Annotated in this window: 17 protein-coding genes and 1 pseudogene; 10 read left to right on the top strand and 8 right to left on the bottom strand. The window is 69.3% G+C overall.

Features of this window, described 5'->3' with window-relative positions; genetic code table 11:
* The first annotated feature begins 68 nt into the window (after positions 1 to 68).
* The 5 genes from ACFYQA_RS29775 to ACFYQA_RS29755 all read left to right on the top strand — a co-directional run bounded on the left by ACFYQA_RS29775 (position 69) and on the right by ACFYQA_RS29755 (position 4,025).
* Complete coding sequence (locus ACFYQA_RS29775) at positions 69 to 548, top strand: ATP-binding protein (RefSeq protein WP_388924266.1); 480 nt, start codon at positions 69 to 71, stop codon at positions 546 to 548.
* A gap of 600 nt (positions 549 to 1,148) precedes the next feature.
* Positions 1,149 to 1,352 (top strand): cold-shock protein, encoded by a 204-nt coding sequence (locus tag ACFYQA_RS29770; RefSeq protein WP_030730357.1) that lies wholly within the window; start codon positions 1,149 to 1,151, stop codon positions 1,350 to 1,352.
* 285 nt (positions 1,353 to 1,637) lie between these two features.
* Positions 1,638 to 3,134 carry a DEAD/DEAH box helicase gene (locus ACFYQA_RS29765; RefSeq protein ID WP_388924263.1) on the top strand — a complete coding sequence of 499 codons (1,497 nt, stop codon included), beginning with the start codon at positions 1,638 to 1,640 and terminating at the stop codon, positions 3,132 to 3,134.
* A gap of 103 nt (positions 3,135 to 3,237) precedes the next feature.
* Positions 3,238 to 3,642, top strand: coding sequence for a CBS domain-containing protein (locus tag ACFYQA_RS29760; RefSeq protein WP_388924260.1), 405 nt, complete (start codon positions 3,238 to 3,240; stop codon positions 3,640 to 3,642).
* Positions 3,643 to 3,698: 56 nt separating this feature from the next.
* Positions 3,699 to 4,025: an SCO5918 family protein gene (locus ACFYQA_RS29755; RefSeq protein ID WP_388924256.1), complete on the top strand. Its 327-nt coding sequence runs from the start codon at positions 3,699 to 3,701 to the stop codon at positions 4,023 to 4,025.
* Between the two features lie 253 nt (positions 4,026 to 4,278).
* On the opposite strand, the gene ACFYQA_RS29750 is transcribed toward ACFYQA_RS29755, so the two are convergent.
* A complete protein-coding gene (locus ACFYQA_RS29750) occupies positions 4,279 to 4,617 on the bottom strand; it encodes a MerR family transcriptional regulator (RefSeq protein ID WP_388924254.1) in 339 nt (112 codons plus the stop codon).
* A 788-nt stretch (positions 4,618 to 5,405) separates the two neighbouring features.
* On the opposite strand from ACFYQA_RS29750, the gene ACFYQA_RS29745 reads away from it, so the two are divergent.
* Entirely contained in the window at positions 5,406 to 7,535 is a 2,130-nt protein-coding gene (locus tag ACFYQA_RS29745) for a restriction endonuclease (RefSeq protein WP_388924251.1), read from the top strand.
* Positions 7,536 to 7,662: 127 nt separating this feature from the next.
* Here ACFYQA_RS29745 and ACFYQA_RS29740 read toward each other — a convergent pair whose 3' ends face one another.
* The 3 genes from ACFYQA_RS29740 to ACFYQA_RS29730 all read right to left on the bottom strand — a co-directional run bounded on the left by ACFYQA_RS29740 (position 7,663) and on the right by ACFYQA_RS29730 (position 11,449).
* The gene (locus ACFYQA_RS29740; RefSeq protein WP_388924248.1) at positions 7,663 to 8,337 is read right to left on the bottom strand and encodes a TetR/AcrR family transcriptional regulator; all 675 of its coding nucleotides are present in this window, start codon (positions 8,335 to 8,337) and stop codon (positions 7,663 to 7,665) included.
* A 116-nt stretch (positions 8,338 to 8,453) separates the two neighbouring features.
* Complete coding sequence (locus ACFYQA_RS29735) at positions 8,454 to 10,085, bottom strand: carboxylesterase/lipase family protein (protein WP_388924245.1); 1,632 nt, start codon at positions 10,083 to 10,085, stop codon at positions 8,454 to 8,456.
* Between the two features lie 2 nt (positions 10,086 to 10,087).
* Positions 10,088 to 11,449, bottom strand: a complete 1,362-nt coding sequence (locus ACFYQA_RS29730; protein ID WP_388924242.1) for an MFS transporter — start codon at positions 11,447 to 11,449, stop codon at positions 10,088 to 10,090.
* 493 nt (positions 11,450 to 11,942) lie between these two features.
* Here ACFYQA_RS29730 and ACFYQA_RS29725 point away from each other — a divergent pair, with 493 nt between their 5' ends.
* From ACFYQA_RS29725 to ACFYQA_RS29715, 3 genes and pseudogenes are all read left to right on the top strand, one after another.
* Positions 11,943 to 12,188 (top strand): hypothetical protein, encoded by a 246-nt coding sequence (locus tag ACFYQA_RS29725; RefSeq protein WP_388924357.1) that lies wholly within the window; start codon positions 11,943 to 11,945, stop codon positions 12,186 to 12,188.
* A 219-nt stretch (positions 12,189 to 12,407) separates the two neighbouring features.
* Positions 12,408 to 12,917, top strand: coding sequence for a glutathione peroxidase (locus tag ACFYQA_RS29720; RefSeq protein WP_388924239.1), 510 nt, complete (start codon positions 12,408 to 12,410; stop codon positions 12,915 to 12,917).
* 155 nt (positions 12,918 to 13,072) lie between these two features.
* Positions 13,073 to 13,438: pseudogene (locus tag ACFYQA_RS29715) on the top strand (MerR family transcriptional regulator); the annotation flags it as partial.
* A 201-nt stretch (positions 13,439 to 13,639) separates the two neighbouring features.
* On the opposite strand, the gene ACFYQA_RS29710 reads toward ACFYQA_RS29715, so the two are convergent.
* From ACFYQA_RS29710 to ACFYQA_RS29695, 4 genes are all read right to left on the bottom strand, one after another.
* Positions 13,640 to 13,831: a DUF397 domain-containing protein gene (locus ACFYQA_RS29710; RefSeq protein WP_388924236.1), complete on the bottom strand. Its 192-nt coding sequence runs from the start codon at positions 13,829 to 13,831 to the stop codon at positions 13,640 to 13,642.
* A gap of 250 nt (positions 13,832 to 14,081) precedes the next feature.
* Entirely contained in the window at positions 14,082 to 14,939 is an 858-nt protein-coding gene (locus tag ACFYQA_RS29705) for a helix-turn-helix domain-containing protein (RefSeq protein WP_381206935.1), read from the bottom strand.
* 296 nt (positions 14,940 to 15,235) lie between these two features.
* Complete coding sequence (locus ACFYQA_RS29700; RefSeq protein WP_388924232.1) at positions 15,236 to 15,997, bottom strand: GPP34 family phosphoprotein; 762 nt, start codon at positions 15,995 to 15,997, stop codon at positions 15,236 to 15,238.
* 192 nt (positions 15,998 to 16,189) lie between these two features.
* On the bottom strand, positions 16,190 to 16,471 hold the full coding sequence (locus ACFYQA_RS29695) for a hypothetical protein (protein WP_388924229.1): 282 nt from the start codon (positions 16,469 to 16,471) through the stop codon (positions 16,190 to 16,192).
* 25 nt (positions 16,472 to 16,496) lie between these two features.
* On the opposite strand from ACFYQA_RS29695, the gene ACFYQA_RS29690 reads away from it, so the two are divergent.
* On the top strand, positions 16,497 to 18,845 hold the full coding sequence (locus ACFYQA_RS29690) for a D-alanyl-D-alanine carboxypeptidase (protein ID WP_388924226.1): 2,349 nt from the start codon (positions 16,497 to 16,499) through the stop codon (positions 18,843 to 18,845).
* Positions 18,846 to 18,897 lie beyond the last annotated feature (52 nt).

Here is an 18,897-nt window from a genome sequence, read left to right as displayed (position 1 = left end):
CGCAGGGCGTGTACCGGCGCAAGCCCGGGTATGCGCGGAGGTGTGAGCCGGGAAGCGAAGGCGGTCGGATGGAACCCGTGCCTATGGACGAGGACGGAGCCGCGCTGGACCGGCCGGCCCTGCAGACCACAGTGGCCCTGGACGGGGAGGGCACGTCCATCGCCCGGGCCCGCCACCTTGCCACGGACTTCCTCGCACGAGTACAGGCCGAGCACGGCCTGCGCGTCCCGCAGCGCGCCCTGGACCTGACACAGCTGGTGGTCAGCGAGCTGGTCACCAACGCACGCAAGTACGCGCCGGGCCCCGTCCTGATGGACCTGCGCATCGCGGGCGACACGGTCGAGGTGGTGGTGTGGGACTCCGAGCCGGCGCTGCCGGCGGCCCGGGCCACCGACGCCGAGCGGGTGGGGCAGCACGGGCTGGAGATCGTCATGGCCGTCGCGCGGAGTCTCGTGGTCCAGCGCGAGCCCGTCGGCAAACGCGTCACCGCCCGCATCGCCCTGCTCGACGACCCGGCCGGCAGCATCGCCGGGCAGGGCCCCGTCTGACGGTTGCGCGATGCTCAGGGTGGTCTCCCAGCGCACCGATGTCACACCGACCGCCGTCGCCGAGCAGGCCCGCCTCCTCGGCGAGCGAGATGAACCGCCCGACGACGCCGGGACGGCGCTCGTCGTTCAGGTGCTCGGGGAAGCCGGCGCGGCGAGTTCGTTCTGCCGGCCCTTGAACGGCTGGAGCTGTTACGCGTGGTCGGCCTCCGGGGCCTGCCCGCGGCTGAACCGCTACGCGGGCTCCGCCTTCACCGGTCCGGGCCGTCGTCCTCGTGGCCGGAGTCGGGGATTTACGGACCAGCGGGTCTGGACGACATTATATCTGCATCCGCGGAGTGAGAGTTTTACGGAACCGTGCAGGCAGTTTCCTTGCAGTAACGATCGGAGTGGAATTCTTCAAGGCACACGGACCGCCGCGACGTGCTACTGTCTATCCCAGTTGCAGTTGTGGTTCCCGAAATTCCAAGTTCTTCTCAGTCGGCTTCTTCGCCACTGGAAGTGCCTTTTGGCACCGGTTCTTTTTCCGGCGGGGTGATCATCGCGGCGACACGGCATCCGTACAGTGCGGGTGCCGACTCACTGCCCCGAAGGAGACAAAACATGGCTACTGGCACCGTGAAGTGGTTCAACGCAGAAAAGGGCTTCGGCTTCATCGAGCAGGACGGTGGCGGCGCTGACGTGTTCGCCCACTACTCGAACATCTCCGCCCAGGGCTTCCGTGAGCTGCTCGAAGGCCAGAAGGTCAGCTTCGACATCGCGCAGGGCCAGAAGGGCCCGACGGCCGAGAACATCGTTCCCGCCTGACGTCGGCGCACACTTACAGCTGGGGCCCGCATCCTTCGGGGTGCGGGCCCCAGCTGTACGCACTTTCCGCGCTTTCCGCAGTGATTTCGCCTGCGGGACGACTATGAGGAATCCGCGCACTTACGCACACGGATTCCGCTTCGGGGATACCAGAGCATCCCCTCTCGATCACATCATGGCGCACGATTCATCTTCGTGTTCCATTCGGCCCGTTCTTGCAATTCTCCATGCTGCTCACTGCTGCGGGAATTCCTTGATATGTGCCGTATCAAGGAAGGTCTCGTAATGAACCGCACACGCACGAACGACCGCTTCGGCCGCACCCGGAACGGCGGCGGCGCCGCCCCCGCGAAGAACGGCAACCGGTTCGGCTCGTCGTCCCCGAACCGCTCCGGCGGACCGGCTCGTTCCAACGGTCCCAGCCGCCGCCCCGCCGCGTTGCAGGGCGAGTTCGCCCTCCCGAAGACGATCACCCCGGCACTGCCCGCCGTGGAGAGCTTCGCCGATCTCGACATGCCCAAGGAACTGCTGGCCTCGCTCGGTTCGCAGGGCATGACCGTCCCGTTCCCGATCCAGGCCGCGACGCTGCCGAACTCCCTCGCCGGCCGTGACGTCCTCGGCCGGGGGCGTACCGGTTCCGGCAAGACCCTCGCCTTCGGACTGGCCCTGCTGGCCCGTACGGCCGGGCAGCGCGCGGAGCCCGGGCAGCCGCTGGGGCTGATCCTCGTACCGACGCGTGAGCTGGCCCAGCAGGTCACCGACGCGCTGACGCCGTACGCCCGCTCCGTGAAGCTGCGCCTGGCGACGGTCGTGGGAGGGATGCCGATCAGCAGGCAGGCCGGCGCGCTGCGCCGCGGTGTCGAGCTCGTCGTCGCCACCCCCGGACGTCTCAAGGACCTCATCGAACGCGGCGACTGCCGACTGGACCAGGTGTCCGTCACCGTCCTCGACGAAGCGGACCAGATGGCCGACATGGGCTTCATGCCGCAGGTCACCGCCCTGCTCGACCAGGTCCGTCCTGAGGGGCAGCGCATGCTGTTCTCCGCCACGCTCGACCGCAACGTCGATCTGCTCGTGCGCCGCTACCTGAGCGACCCCGTCGTGCACTCCGTCGATCCGTCGGCCGGCGCGGTCACGACGATGGAGCACCACGTGCTCCATGTCCACGGCGCCGACAAGCACGCGGCCATCACCGAGATCGCCGCACGCGACGGCCGCGTGATCATGTTCCTGGACACCAAGCACGCCGTGGACCGCCTCACCGAGCACCTTCTGAACAGCGGGGTGCGGGCCGCCTCCCTGCACGGGGGCAAGTCGCAGCCGCAGCGCACCCGTACGCTGACGCAGTTCAAGAACGGGCACGTCAGCGTGCTGGTGGCGACCAACGTCGCCGCGCGCGGCATTCACGTCGACAGCCTCGACCTCGTCGTCAACGTCGACCCTCCGACCGACCACAAGGACTACCTCCACCGCGGCGGCCGTACGGCCCGCGCCGGGGAGTCCGGCAGCGTCGTCACCCTGGTCACCCCGAACCAGCGCCGCGCCATGACCCGTCTCATGGAAATGGCCGGCATCGTCCCGCAGACCACCCAGGTCCGCGCGGGCGCGGAGGCCCTGCACCGCATCACCGGCGCCCAGGCCCCCTCCGGCATCCCGGTCGTCATCACCGCACCGGTGGTCGAACGCCCCAAGCGCGGCGCCACCTCACGCGGCCGGCGCCGCTCCGTTCCGGCGGCCCGGCGCGCGCCCGCACGGCGGTCCGTCTCCGACGCGGCAGCCTAGAAACCCGGAAGCCGGGACCCGGGGCCCAGAAGCCGGGTCCCGGTCTCCAGAACCCGGAACCGTCCTGATCAGGAAGCTGAACCATCTCTGCAGGAGGCACCTCTTGACGCTGGTCCAGACGCGTTCCCGCTCAACGAGCGGCAACGCCGTGCACAGGACGGTTGCCGATGCCATGGGCGCGGCCGGGCCCCAGGTCTGGAACGACATGACCATCGAGGTGGCGCTGTCCGTCATGGCCGCCGCCCGCACGGATCACCTCGTCGTCTGTGACGAGGACGGCCAGTACACCGACCTGGTCACCCGGGCCCGGCTCACCTCCGTACGGGACAGTTCCGGATTCACCGACCGGGTCCGCCTGCGTGACATCTCCGACGACGGCGGGCTCTTCGCCTCGCCGCTGACCACGGTGGCCGAGGCCGAGCACGCGATGCGGCACCGGCGGCTCGGGATCCTGCCCGTGGTCGACGCCCACGGCAACGCCCTGGGCGTTCCCGCCCTCTCCCGCTGAACCGCCTCACCGCGGTCGCCCTCTTCTTTTCCCCTCTCTTCTCCTTGTGAGGCATCGTGCGTTGTGTTATTGCCCGCTTCCCGTTCGAGCTCACCAAGGCCGGCGTGCTGGAATCGATGAAGGGCGTCAAGCCCGAGCCGGTCACCGGCGACTCCGTGATCATCGGGCGCCGTCACTACCCCGCCAAGCAGGTCGGTCAGGTCATCACCCGCCAGGACCGCCGTGACTTCAGCGGCGGCGAAGTCCTCCGGGCCATGGCTCAGCTCGGCTTCACCTGCCGCACCGCCTCCCAGGCCGCAGAGACCGCGGAGACGGCAGCCGCGAGGATCGTCGACCCGCTCCAGCGGGCTTCCGCGATGCTTGGCGCCCCCATGTCCATCTGACCGACGGGAGAACCGCGAGCCCCGGTACAGGACAGCGGTGAGGGCGCAGGGGGCGCCCGGTGAGCCGCGGCATGCGCGACCGGCACATCGGGTGCGGATCATTCGGTGGCACTCGACTGCCGGTCCGAGGGCCGACACGGCAGCACCGGCCACGCGGCTTTCGGGCTGCCGCCCCAGGCCGGACTGCGACGCCCGGCCTGATCGGCTGCCGGCCACGGGCCCGGTAGGGCTGCCGTTCACTGTGAGGTGCAGGTCAGGCGTCCGCCTTGTGGCCAGCCCCGACATCACCGCGTCGCAGTTCGTCGTTGATGCGCTGGGCCTCTTCGAGCTGGTCCTCCAGGATGATGATGCGGCAAGCCGCCTCGATGGAAGTCCCCTGGTCAACCATTTCCCGGGCTCGGGCGGCGATACGCAACTGATAGCGGGAGTAGCGGCGGTGGCCGCCCTCGGAGCGCAGGGGCGTGATCAACCGGGCTTCGCCGAGGGCCCGCAGGAAAGCGGGCGTGGTACCAAGCATCTCCGCTGCTCGTCCCATGGTGTAAGCGGGGTAGTCGTCGTCATCGATGCGGTCGAGCGGTGTGTCTGCGGTCATCTGCACCTCTAATGGGGGAATGCGTCGAGGGGCCTTGGTGCCGTACGGCACCAAGGCCCCGAGGGATTTGTAACACCATCGACCGGCTTACTGCGAGGCCGGCCTTCTGTTTCCGCACCGGCCCCCGACAGGGGGCGGAGAGTGCGGGGATCGCGGATGCGTGACCGTGGGACCACCTTCCGTTCCGGTGCCTGCGGTACCCGAGCGAACCGTTCTCGCCCGGGCGATCCTGATGGCGTCCGCCTCCTTTTCTCTTCCTTCTGTCCAACCTCTTGATGCTGCGGGTCCTGCGTACTGTCGGCGGCCCTCATGAGGCCACCGGGCCCGGCGATCAGCGAGGGGACCCAAAGCCTACTCCGGCCCCACCACTCCACCGCCGTGCCACAACCTTTGTTCCGCGCGGGCAGTCCATGTCTGCCACGCCTCACCGACTTCCTGGCTACAGCAGACACGTTAACTCCCTCGCGGATGCATGTCTACATCAGTCATGACAGGTTTTGGCCCGCGCGAGTGAAAGGTTCTCCACCGGTGCCCCTCTGCCGCGGTCGCTCGGCTTCGGCCGGGGCATGACGCGCCGGAGCCGCGGCCACCCCGGCCGGCGTCCCCGCACTCACGTCACCAGGTTGGCCCCGGCCCGCACCGCCGAGCTCGTCGGCCACAACGGGCTTCATCCCACGGACGGACGCGCACTGCGTTGGTTGCCGACTAGAGTCGTCCCATCACTGCTGGTTATGGGGTCGGGGTCTGGCGCATACATGCCAGGTCGCCGGGGGGAGGGCCTGTAGAGCATGAGTCGTCGCTCCAACCAGTTGGTCGCCGTCTGGGCCGAGGCGCAGCGCCAACAGCAACGTCAGCAGGAGGCGCAAGCCAGATACCAGCGGCAGCAGGAGTGGCAGCAGCGCGCCCACCAGCGGGAGATCACACGCAGTTACCGTGAGCAGAAAGCGGCGTACCGGGAGCAGCGTGAGGCGGAGGCCCGGCGTCGTACGCAGGAGCTCGACGCGCAGATCGATTCGTTGCAGGGCCTGTTGGCGACGGGGTGCCGGGCTCCGGCGTTCAGGGCTGACGCGCTCACCCGGCCGGAGCAGATCGAGGCGTTCTCCCCGGGGCAGCTCGCACACCCCATCCGCATGCCGGACCCCCACCGGTACCAGCCGCAGCAGAGCGGCTGGACCGCCACGCGGCGAGCGCAGGCACAGGCGGAGGCCCGCTCCAGGTTCGAGCACGACTGGCAGGCCGCGCAGGCCGCTGAAGCGCAGCGTCAGCACCAGTTGGCCACCTATCAGGAGCAGTACCAGCAGTGGGCCGAGGCCCGGTTGGACGAGATCCGTCGGCACAACGCCGGCATCGCGGAGATGGCGACGGGGCTTCGCAACGGAGATCCCGAGGCCGCGGTGGAGTACTTCTCCGCCGCCCTCTACGCCTCGACCGGTTGGCCCCAGGACCTGCCCCGTCGGCTGTCCGCGGCGTACGACTCGGAGGCGCGCCAGTTGGTACTGAACTGGGAGCTGCCCAGGTACGACATCGTCCCGGAGACGAAGTCTGCGCGCTACATGATCAACGCCGATCAGATGAAGGAGTCGCCCCGGCCGGTCACGCAGCGCCGCGCCCTGTACCGGGACGTACTCGCGCAGTGTCTCCTGCTGGTTCTGCGGGACCTGTTCGCAGCCGATGAGTTCGGCGCGCTGGAATCGGTCGCGCTGAACGGGTTCGTGGACGATCACGACCCGACGACCGGCAGACGGACACCCATGTTCCTCGGCACTGTCATGGCTTCGCGTTCGACGTTCGCCGCGCTGCATCTGGAACAGGTGAACGCGGTCAACTGCCTGGTGGACGGACTCCGGGGGCAATTGTCCTCGCGCCCCGACCAGTACGCGCCCGTGCGACCCGGCCGGCTTCCCGAAGACGTCGGCAACGGCGTCGTCACGCATGGAGACGGCGAAGAGCCGGATCTGTACGAGATGGATCCCGTCGCCTTCGAAACGCTGGTCGCCGATCTGTTCCGGGCCATGGGCATGCAGGCCGTGACCACCCAGCGCTCGAACGACGGCGGCGTCGACGTCGATGCGCTGGACCCGGCCCCGATCCGCGGCGGCAAGATCGTCGTGCAGGTCAAGCGCTACCGCAACACCGTTCCCCCGACCGCCGTCCGCGACTTGTACGGCACCGTCCAGGACGCCGGCGCCAACAAGGGTGTCCTGGTCACGACGTCCGCGTTCGGCCCCGGCTCGCACACCTTCGCCAACGGCAAGCCCCTGGAACTGGTGGCGGGCTCCGAACTGGTCGACCTGCTGCACCGCCACGGACTGCGCGGACGGCTGGGCAGCGGCGGGCGCCCGGTGCCCGCCCAGCGGACAGCACCGGACAGTGAGACCGGCAGCGACACAGGCAGTGACAGCAGGAGTGGCGGCAGCGGCGGGGCCGGCACGGACGACCACAACGTGTTGGGCATGTACTGGTCGGGCAGCGTCGCCCTGGACGTGTGCGCGCTGGTCTGTCACGGCAACCAAATCCTGGACGACGACCACTTCGTCTTCTACAACAACCCCCGCACACCCGACGGCACGGTCCGCGCGCTCGTCCCCGTCGCACCGGACAGAGCCGCCGTCCAGGTCTCCTTCGACGCCCTGCCGGCACACGCCGACCGCCTCGTCGTCATCGCCGCCATCGATCCTGTCGCCAACCCCGCGGCCGACCTCTCCGGGTTCACCGACGCCGGCATCCGACTGCTGGACACCGAGGGCTCCCCACTCGGCCAACTGCCGGTCTCCGACGGCCGCCCGGAGGAAACCGCGCTCGTACTGGGGTCCTTCCGCCGTCGCGCGAACGGCGACTGGGACTTCGTCACCGGAGGCAGGGGGTACCGGGGCGGCCTGGAGGAACTGGTCCGGGACTACGGCGTCGACGTGGAGTAGTCGACGGGGAACAGCAGCCCTTGAGGGAACGACCGGCCACAGCCGAACGGCCGGACCCGCGGCGCCCCTGCCATACGGTCCGGCACGCCCGGCATACCCGGCATCGACTGCGGCTGACGCGCCGGGCTCAGAGCAGGTCCTGTGCCTCGCCGCGCAGCACCGACAGCGCGTGCCGTGCGGCCGCCGTGTCCGGCAGCACGGCGAACAGCAGGGGGCTGCCCGCAGCCGGTTCCTCGGCCAACATCCGGCGGATCCACTCCATGCCTTCCTTGAGCTCGGCGTACGCGTCCGCCGTCCCGCCGCTGCGGGCGAAGTTGCCGAGCGCCGACCGATGCATCGCGTCGATCAGCGCGGAGAGCGCCACCGGCAGGAACGCCGGACCGTCCGCGGGCAGCCGGTCCCGCAGATACGCCCGTGTCAGGGCGACATAGCGCTCGTTCTCGAGCACCTCACGCCTGCGCAACTCGGGCACGACCCGGGTCAGCCGGTAGCGCTGGAGCACCAGTTCGGGCCTGCTCAGGAAGTCGAGCATCACCACCTCGGTGGCCGCGACGACGACGTCCACCGGCGACCGTCCCCCGGTCGGCTTCACCAGGTGGCGCGCCAGCAGCTCCAGTCGCGCGGAGTGATCGGGGAACGCCAGCTCGTCCTTGCCGTCGAAGTGCCGGAACACCGTACGCCGTGACACCTGCGACGCGTCCGCGACGGCCTCCACGGTGACGCTCTCGTAGCCCTGCTCCAGGAACAGCGCCATCGCCGTCTCCGCGATGCGGTACTTCGTCTCCAGCCCCCGTTCGGCCACGGCCCCTCCCCTCCTCGACTCCTCGACGTCTTCGCGCGAAGTCGTCGTGAGTCTATGACCACGGTCGCGGGGGGAGGCCGGGCCGGCTGTCTCCCCCCGCGTGTGGTCGGCGCCGCCTACCCGCCGAACAGGCCGGGCCTGGCGGTCGCCCTTCTGTCCCCGGCGTCGAGGTCCATGGTGTGCGGCCACTGACTCCACTGCGCGCCGAGGCCGGAATGCTGCGGACTCCCGGTGCGTACGAACGCGCGCACACTGGCGATCATCATGTCCGACAACTGCAGACGCCCCGGCTCGTTCCTGCGACTGAACGCGAAGGCGAAGAACCCCTCGTCGAAGGTGTGGAACAGGAACGGCAGGTCCATGGCGTGGACCGAGCCGTACACCTCGTCGAACGGAGCGGGCTCCTGGTTCCAGCCGAACCGGTAGTGGAAGAGGCGGTCGTTTCCGGCCGCCTTCAGGGAGTTCATGGAGTCCAGGACGATTCCGGTGAAGACGGCGTCGGTCAGCCGGCCGGCCTCCTCGTTCCATCCGCCGGGACCGTCGACCGGCAGATAGCGGTCGACGATGAAGTCGTCGACCTCCCACCGGGACGGCCGGTCGGGATCGAACCGGTACTGCCACGTGAAACGCTGGTAGTCGGTCGGGCGGTACGCGCCGATGACCGACCCGAACAGCTTTCCCTCCTCCAGGGTGTTGCCGGCGAGTACCGGGATGTCACGGTACTGTCCGGACGCGATCGCGGCGTGGTAGTCGGTGGGCAGCACCGAGCCGTCCGCGATCACCCGGGGCGGATCTCCGACTTCGGCGCCCAGACGCACCTGCGCGCGGATGAGCGCGTCGGCGGACATCGACCTCAGGCGGCGCACGGCATCGCCTCGGTCGCGAGCCGAACCCGCCGCCTCGTCCACGAACTTCTCGGCGTAGGCGCGCGCCGACGCCGGCGTGGCGAAACTCAGACCGCCGCTGAGCGGGATCGCCTTGTCGATCAGACCCTTGCTGAGCGGCGAGACCATGAGCGCCCACACGTTGACCGCGCCGGCGGACTCGCCCATGACGGTCACGTTCGACGGGTCGCCGCCGAACGCGTGCGCGTTGTGGTTGACGAAGCGAAGTGCCTCGACCTGATCCAGCGTTCCGAAGTTGCCCGAGTCGTCGTCCGGCCCCCGGTTCTTGAGCCCGGGCAGGTCGAGCCATCCGAAGACACCCAGCCGGTAGTTCACGGTGACCACGACCGCGTCCGCCTTGCGCGCCAGCGCCCGCCCGTCGTACATCGGATCCGCCGCGTAGCCGACCATGTTGCTTCCGCCATGGAGGAACACGATGACCGGGAGGTTCTTTCGCACGGTCGACGGCCGGAACACGTTGAGCGTGAGGCAGTCCTCCGAACCCACGGGTTCCTTCAGGCCGTCACGGATGTCGAGCCCGTAGTGCGGACCGCTCGGCGCCGGGCTGAAGAGCCGCCCCTCCTGGATGCAGCCGTCCCCGAAGCGGCGTGCGTCGCGCACTCCGCGCCAGGGGCGGTGGGTCACCGGAGCACGCCAGCGCAACCGTTCGACGGGGGGCTCGGCGTACGGGACGCCGAGCCAGGCGAGGGTACCGGTGGGCCGGCTCTGGTCGACGCCCCTGACGGACCCGAGACTCGTGTGCCGCACGACGGACGTCTCGTGGGCACTCGCGGGCGACGTCACGCCCAACGAGGTGGCTGCCAGCATGATGCCGAGCAGGACGGCGATGACACGGTTCCGCATGGTTACTTCACCCCTTCCGCGCCGGCCGGAGAGCCCAGGCCGGCATCACGAATGGACCGCCTGTCCTCGGAACGTACGGTGCGACGCAGCACCGGCAGGAGCAGCACGCCGAGGACAGCGGCTCCGACGAGCACGGCGTGCCCGGCGGACTCACTTCCCCGGCTCTCGGCGAGCCCGTACAGGTAGGGGCCGACGAACCCGCCGAGCAGCCCGACCGTGTTGATGAACGCGAGCCCGGCCGCGGCCATCAGCCCGGACATCCTCGCCATCGCGACCGACCAGTAGAGCGGGAGGATGCCGACCAGCAGCAGCATCGCGGCGTCGATCAGCAGAATGCGCAGGACGGCGCCGTCGGAGACGCTGTACGCGAGCGCCACCGGGACCGTGGCGACCGTCACGTACGTCAGGACCCGGATCTCGTTCCGCACGCGGCGCTGGATCCACGAGATCACGAGCACGCCGACGAACGCGGCGATACCGGCGCTGCCACTCACGACACCGATCAGGAAGGACCCTTCGACGTCGAGGCTTTCGACGATGGACGGGAAGTTGTACTGGATCGCCACGCTGTTGACCTGGTTCGCGAAGTAGATCAGGGACAGGGCGAGGATGAACGGCCGGGCGAAGGCGATCCTGACGTTGCCCTTCAGGGTGCCGTGCCCCGGAGCGGTCCGCATGACCGCGCGGTCCGTCAGCACCGCGGCCTCCCGCGCCGTCAGCCACGGCGCGTCCTTTGGCCGGTCGGGGACGAGACGCCACACGAAGTAGGCGACGACCACGGTGAGCAGGCCCTCGACGAGGAACATCCACTGCCAGCCGTACAGTCCGCCCGCTCCGTGGAGCTCCATGAGAGCGCCACCGAGGGGACCTCCGAGCGCGAAACCGGCACACACGGCGAGGTAGAGGATCCCGACCACGGTCACCCGCTGCTTCTGCGAGAACCAGATCGTGACGGTGTACATGAGCGCCGGGTACAGGCCGGCCTCGGCCGCGCCGAGCAGGAACCGGACGACGTAGAAAGACAGTTCGTCCTGCACGAACATCATGCAGGAGCACAGCAGACCCCAGGTCACGGCGATCCGGGTGATCCAGCGCCGCGGCCCGACGCGGTACATGATCAGGTTGCTGGGCACCTCCAGGCACGCGTAGCTCAGGAAGAAGATGCCGGCCCCGACGCCGTACGCCGCGGCGCTGATGCCCACGTCGGCTTCGAGTGACGTCTTGGCCATACCGACGTTGGTGCGGTCCACGAACGCCATGAAGTACGTGAGGCACAGGATCGGCAAGAGACGGAAGGCCGCTTTGCGGCTTGCCATGGCGTGCAGGGCGTCGGTGCCGTCCTGCACGGTTCGCTGCTGGTTCACGAGGGGGCTCCCGGAACGTATGGCACTGGATGTCATTTTTTGACACTCGGTGGCGCTGGACTGTGCCACACGTCACATGAGGGCACAAGGCCTCCAACACAAGTTCGGGTCACCACCCCTGAGCGTGGGTGGCAGAGCGACATCGCGGGCCCAGTTGGCTCGCACCTGGGAAGCCGTTTCGGCGCCTCCTGCGAGAACCCTGCACGGAGTCACCCGGATCCGACCGGAGGAAACCGCCCTCGCACTGGGGTCCTTCCGCCGCCGCGCGAACGGCGGCTGAGGCTTCGTCACCGGAGGCAGGGGATACCGGGGCGGCTTGGAGGAACCGGTCCGGGATCACGGCATTGACGTGGAACAGCTCCGCCGCCGAGCAACCCCTTGCGCAGCAGCTCCCCACAACGCCTGCCGCAGTACGGCAAGGCGTGCGCGCACCTCTACGTCAACGGGGTGCAGCGGGTCGGTCAGTGTCACCACGTCACGAAGTGAGCGCCTCATGACCGAGCAGCATGGGCCGGAGACGGCTCCGGGGTACGCGGCGCGTCGACGCCGGGGCGGGATCGTGGCGTTCGTCGTGGGGCTTGCCGCCACGCTGGCGTTCTTCGCGTTCTTTCCCGGGATGCCGCATGTCATCGACTGGGGTGCCGTCCTCGTCTCCCTGGCCGTGGGAACTCTGGCTCGAGCGGGTTGTCGGGCGTGGATGGCGAAGGAAGCGGAGAGGAAGCGGAGCAGCCATTTGTGACCTCGGGGGCCGTTGTGGTCCGGGGCCGGGCAGCAGCAGCCGAGAGCTTCGATGGGGTCGGCGGTGCGAGGTGTTCGGCGTGTCGTCGGATCCACGGGAGAGGCGGATGTGGCGGCGAGGAAGGGAGCGACCGTGCAACACGGGAGCGTCGCGTTGCGTATGCGTCGCGTATGCCACTCCTTGTTATGCCTTGTCACGTGCCGGAGCTAGCATCCGGGTATGACGACTGTAGAGACCAACGGTTCTTCCCCCCTCGATGTTGAGATCGCTGCTCTGAGCGGCGGTTCCGCCAGGCTGGCGCAGTATGCGGGCCAGGTCGTGCTTGTCGTGAACGTGGCCTCCAAGTGCGGGCTGACCCCGCAGTACGCCGGGCTGGAGCGCCTGCACGAGCAGTACGCGGCGAAGGGCTTCACGCTGCTCGGCGTGCCCTGCAACCAGTTCATGGGGCAGGAGCCGGGCACCTCGGAGGAGATCGCCGAGTTCTGCTCCGCGACGTACGGCGTGACCTTCCCGATGACCGAGAAGGTCGAGGTCAACGGGGAGGGGCGGCACGCGCTGTACGAGCGGCTGGTCGGCTTCGCCGACTCCGAGGGGCACAGCGGGGACGTCCGCTGGAACTTCGAGAAGTTCCTGATCGGGCGGGACGGCAAGGTCGTCGCCCGTTTCTCGCCGCAGACCGAGCCGGAGGCGGCGGAGGTCGTGGCGGCGGTCGAGAGCGCGCTCGGTTAGGGGCGGTCGCTCCGTCCGTTCCGGGTCTCGTCCGGGGCCGGTTCCGGGTTTTCTCCGGGGCCGGTTCCGGTGGCTGCGTTGACCTTGTCCCTGGGGCAGGGTCCAGCCTTCGTGTCGTCGGGCGGACGGGCCGCCCGACGGCGGAGGAGGGCGCGGTGGACGAGGAACTGCTCGGGATCGGCGCGTTCGCGGCGCGGGCGCGGTTGTCGGCCAAGGCGTTGCGGTTGTACGACCGGCTGGGGCTGCTGGCTCCGGCGCGGGTCGATGAGGCCACCGGGTACCGGTTCTACCGGGCGGGCCAGGTCGAGCGGGCCCGGACGGTGGCGCTGTTGCGGCAGCTGGACATGCCGCTCGCCCGGATCGCCGAGGTCGTCGACGCGGACGACAGTGCTGTGGCGGCCGACCGGCTCGCCGCCTACTGGGCGGATGTCGAGGCGCGGATCGCCGGGCAGCGGACCCTCGCCGAGTACCTCCGTGGACGACTCTCCGGGAGGAGTTGCGAGATGTACGGAAAGTTCATGGGCATGGGCCGAGCCCTCTCGGCAAGGACGGCGATCTCGTCGAGAGGGCTCTTCAGTCATGCGGGGAGGGGCGGGACGGCGGGACCGGGCTTGTGGTGGGTGCCACCGGCAGGTGTCCCGTCGTGGCGGGGCTGCCGGCGGCCCTCTGCCTGCCTCTGTCGTCCGTCCCTGGTTGCCCGTCCCCGTGTGGTTGTGGCCTTCTCAGGCCTTCACCGAGGCCACGAAAACGCTCCACGCGCCTGTGGGGAAGGCCAGCTTCGGCCCCTCGGGGATCTTGGTGTCCCCGAGTTCCAGTGCTTCCTCGGTGGTCGACCTGGCCATCACGCACGCGCCGTTGTTGTTGGTGTAGGAGGACGTCGTCCACGTTTCCGTGACGCCCAGACGAATTGTCATTTTCGCTCCGTAGCCAGTTGCCGAGTTGCTGTCACCGGGCTGCGCATTCCAGCAGGGACCCGCAGAACGGATTGCGCCAACCGTCACTGACGGCTGGCGTGATCGACGCTACTCGCCACTCTCTCCCCTCGGAGCAGCCATTCACTCGACCGGGTGGCATATTCCAGGAGAGACATCCAACGAGACATGTCAGCGGTGTACAGTGCCGCCCCTTTGCCTGCCGGAGAGCCTTGATCGTCTTACCGGGACGTCAGCGCGCGTACTCCTTCGCGACCCTCTCGACCAGTTGGCGGGACTGCTCCACGTTCAGGGACTGGGCCCGCAGGTGCTCGTACATCACGGTGTACTTCTGCACGTCGTGCGGCTTCTCCAGGTACAGGTCGCTGGTCACGCCCTCGATGTACACGACGCTCGAATCGGCCGCGTCCGCGAACTCCAGGATGGAGTACTGGCCGTTGATGCCCGAGTGCGCGCCCACCTCGAACGGCAGCACCTGCACGGTGATGTGCGGCTGCTGCGACAACTCCATGACGTGCTCCAACTGTTCACGCATGACCTGCCGGCTCCCGACGACCCGGCGCAGCGACGCCTCGTCCAGGACCACCCACAGTCGCAGCGGATCCGTCTCGGCGGTGATGCGGCTCTGCCGACGCAGGCGCACCTCGACGCGCTTGTCGTTCTCCTGCTCCGACGCCTCCGGCGAACCGCCCCGGATGATGGCCTCCGCGTACGCCCCGGTCTGCAACAGGCCGGTGATGATCTGGGGTTCGTAGACCCTGAGCGACTCCGCGTCCGTCTCCAGGCCGATGTAGACGCTGTACGGGATGTCGCCGAAGGCGTGCCACCAGCCCTGCTGGCGTGAGTCCTTGGCCATCTGCATCAGCGACTCGACGATCCGCTGGTCCTCGACCTCGTAGACGCCGCAGAGGTCGCGGACGTCACGCTGGCTGATGCTGCGTCGGCCGTTCTCCAGCCGGCTGATCTTCGACTGCGACACCAGCAGTCGTTCCGCCACTTCCTCCGCCGTCATGCCCTTGAGCTCACGGAGCCTGCGCAGCTCCTGGCCCAGCCGGCGTCGCCTGACGGTGGGATTGACATTGGACGCCACGGGACGTGCACCTCCGGCTGCGTGCCTCGTACTTACTCGTACTTGCCACTTTGCGTATCTGGTGTTGAGCAGACTGCCACCAAGGTGCTTCCCGCCGCTGGAGAACAGCGGATATCCAGCGCGTACACCCCCGTTCGTGGGGGGCGAGGGCGGCGGTGGCACGGAGCGGTGCGGAGTCCGCACGGTGGCCGTTTTCCGGCACGCCGAGCGGGGCGGAGAGAGTTCGCACTCTCTCCGCCCCGCTCGGACAGCGGCTCCCGTGACCGGGTCTGCGGTGCCGTGGCCGGTCAGTGGTCCTAATGGGCCACGGCGCGCGCCATGGATCCGTGGCGCGGTTGGGCCGGAACGCCACGGGCGGGCTCCGGTCCACCCCTGCCACCGGCGGTGGCGGCCTGACGGCCTCCTGCCGGGGCCGGGTTACGGCGTGGCTGGGCCGCCACACCGTTCTGCACGTCCATCACGGCATGCGCCACCAGTCCGCCCATCGGGTCGTGCCTGATCAGGTCCCGCAACCGGGAACGTGAGGAGCGACCCTCGTTCCCCGGGTACAGGTGCTTGCCGAGACCCACGGCGTGCGCCAGTGCGGCGAGCGCCGCGGTCCGTGGGTCCGGTGGCACGCCGGTACGGATCGCGGAGTCCAGCCGGGCCTTGATCTCCCGGCTGATCTCGTTGTCCGTCGCCTGGTAGCGAGTCGTCGGCAACACCCCGCACATCTGACCGGCCACGGCATGCACCATGCCGCACCGCTCCAGATGCGAGAGGTAGGTCTGGCGGAGCCCTAGACGCGGCCCGCCAATCCAGTTGACCGCCCGGACCGGAGCGCCGCGCCTTCGCAGCAACTCCAACGCGCAGTCCAATGTCGGATCTCCAGTCGGCCGTGGTACCACCACGGCGATACGATCCCCGTCTGGGGCTATCCGTCCGGCCAGCGCCAGCTCCACTAGCTGTGCTCCGGCCAGACCGAGGTCGAGCGACTGCGGCTGTGCGGTGGTACCCGTGGTCGGGTCCAACGCCAGCAGCAGAAGCTCTTCCGGAAGTGTTCTGCGGCTCCTGCCCATCCATGCCTCCCCGCGTGGATGAATGACAGGGTGACCCCTCTCACATTGGTCTGTCGAGAGCACGTGACTGGTTTGTAAGGGAACCGATAGGTATGTCGTTCTCGTCTACCACGTGGGGGAAGTCCACACACAGGACACTGGTAGATGGTTCGGACAGCGCCGTGAAGCGCTGTCGTGGGTGGCGGAACGGTTTCACGGTTCGGTTGGCGTACGCGCGACGCGCGGCGCAATGGAGGAGGCATCGGTGGCGGGCGAGTCCCCCGACAGTTCGAAGCAGCGCGAGTCGTCGGCAGAACCGACGCCGGGGAGCGCGGGTCCGGTTCCCGAGGCCAGGAGCGGGGGAGGCGCCGCCGGCAGGCGGGACCCTCGACTGGCGGTGACCCAGGAGACTTCGTCACCGTCGTCGTCAACGACTTCGGCTTCGGCTTCGGCTTCGGCTTCGGCTTCGGCTCCGTCCACGTCGTCGAAGGCCACGGCCTCCGCGAGCAATCGCGGAGGCGTGGACACGGCCACCCGGGTGCTGTCGGCGCGTGACGCGCAGACCGACGACGAGGAGGCAGAGGACTCCGCCAAGGCCGCGGAGTCCGACTCCGTGGATTCGGACCCCGAGTCCGAGTCCACGGGCGGGACGACCGGCAGGCGTGACGATTCCGCTACGGACAGTGGCGAGCAGCTGCACGCCGTCGCCGCGACGTGGGTACGGTCCGCCGAGGAGGTGGATCAGGACGAGGACGGCGAGGGCGCCAAGGGCGCCCAGGAGGCCGAGGAGGCCGCCGACGGCGCCGCGGGTACCGAGAGCGGCCCGGAGGACGGCCAGGACGGCAGTGCGAGCCGGGACGAGGGCTCCAGCGGGGCTTCCGAGGCCGGGTCGACCGACGACACCGGTACGACCGAGGAATCCGACGGGGCCGACACGGGGGACGAACCCGAGAACGCGCACGACACCGACACCGACACCGGCGCCGACTCGGACACCGAGACCAAGGCCGAGGCCGAGCCGGAGGCTGACGCCGACACAGCTCCCGAGGACGACAGCGACGACACGGACGCGAGCCCCGAGCCGCAGCCCGAGGGCGAGGACGAGGGCCCGAAGGCCACCGCCGGGCCGAGCGTGGACAAGGCCGACGGCACCGACGAGGGTGAGGGCACCGGCGGCGCCAAGCCCCCCACCGATCAGCCCACCGCCGTCTTCAAGGCCCCCCGCCCCTCCGCGCCCGCCGTCGACCAGCCCACCACCATGCTCAAGCTGGGCGACGCGGCCAAGGACGAGGCCGACAAGGCCAAGAGGGGCGACGGGTCCGGCTCCAAGGCCGAGGCCGAGTCCGCCCCCGAGGCCGCACCCGACGCGGACCCCAGATCCGCCCCCGAGCGCGCCGGCACGTTCGTGCCGCTCAAGGACCTGGACGCCCCCGAGACCCGTACACCCCCCAGGCGTCGGGACTCCGCCACCACCTCGCTGCGGCTGCCGCCTTCGGCTCAGGCACGGCCCGCCGCGCCCCCGGCCGAGGGCACCCGTGCCGTCCCGCAGGTCGGGCCGGAGCTGACGCGGCAGCAGCCGCTGCCGCCCAAGCCGCCGCTGGACCTGCTGGCCGAACTGACCAACACCCCGCCGCCGCCGGACACCCCGCTGCGCACGACCCTGCGGCGGGTCAAGGTCTGGACACCGCTGGTCGCGCTTCTGGTGATCGTCTTCGCGGTGGTACAGAACATGCGTGCGCTCCCCGCACCCACGCTCGAACTGACCGTCGAAGACACGTTCACCTTCGACGGCGGCAAGGTCGACATCCCGTGGCCGGCCGACGGGCAGGCCGCACTGGACGTCCAGGGCATCGGCACCTTCGGCTCCTCCGGCGAGCAGAAGCCCGTGCCGATCGCCAGTGTCGCCAAGGTCATGACCACGTACCTGATCCTGCGCGAGCACCCGCTCAAGAGCGGCGCCGAGGGTCCGATGATCGAGATCGACGGCCCCGCCGAGGAGCAGTCCGACGCCGGTGATGAGTCGACCGTCAACGTGACATCCGGTGACGAGATCTCGCAGCGGGAGGCCCTGGAGGCCGTGCTGATCGCGTCCGCGAACAACGTGGCGCGGCTGGTCGCCCGCTGGGACGCGGGGTCCGAGGAGGCGTTCGTCGAGAAGATGAACAAGACCGCGGAGGACCTCGGCATGACGAACACGACCTACACGGATCCCTCGGGTCTGAACAACACCACGGTGAGTACGGCCGTGGACCAGGTGAAGCTGGGCAGGGCCGCGATGAAGCAGCCCGCCTTCCGCGAGATCGCCGCGATGATGTCGTACGACGACTACAAGGGTGTCAACCACCCCAACTGGAATCAGCTGGTGGGGTCCAACGGTGTCGTCGGTATCAAGACCGGAACCACCACCTCGGCGCTCGGCAACCTCACCTTCGCCGCGAAGAAGGACGTCGACGGCGAGACCCGGACCATCGTCGGTGCCGTGGTACGCCAGCCCGCGGGCGGTGCCGACAACACGATCCTGGCCGGTGCGCTCTCCGCGGGCGACCGGCTGATCCGGGCGGCGCAGGACGTGCTGCAGACGGTGACGGTGCTGAAGAAGGGCAGCGTCGTCGGGTATGTGGACGACGGGCTGGGCGGCCGTACGCCCGTCGCCCTCACCGAGGACGTCGAGGCCGTCGGCTGGCCGGGGCTGAAGGTGAAGCTGACGTTCGCCGGCGGGGAGCTGCCGCACCAGGCGAAGGCCGGTACGGAGGTGGGCTCGCTCACTGTGGGCGACGGCTCGGACAGCGGTGCCGTCAAGGTCCCGGTCGCCCTCCAGGAGGACCTCGTGGAGCCGGGCTTCCCGGACAGGCTGACGCGTCTGACCTGACCGACGGAGCGCGGTGGGCATCGCACCCCGCCAGCCGGTGCCCACCGCGGGC

Source organism: Streptomyces sp. NPDC005774, from assembly GCF_042871645.1.
GTDB classification, from domain to species: Bacteria; Actinomycetota; Actinomycetes; order Streptomycetales; family Streptomycetaceae; genus Streptomyces; species Streptomyces pratens.
Note: the sequence above shows the minus strand (reverse complement) of the source record. Positions and strands in the feature narration are given on the sequence as shown.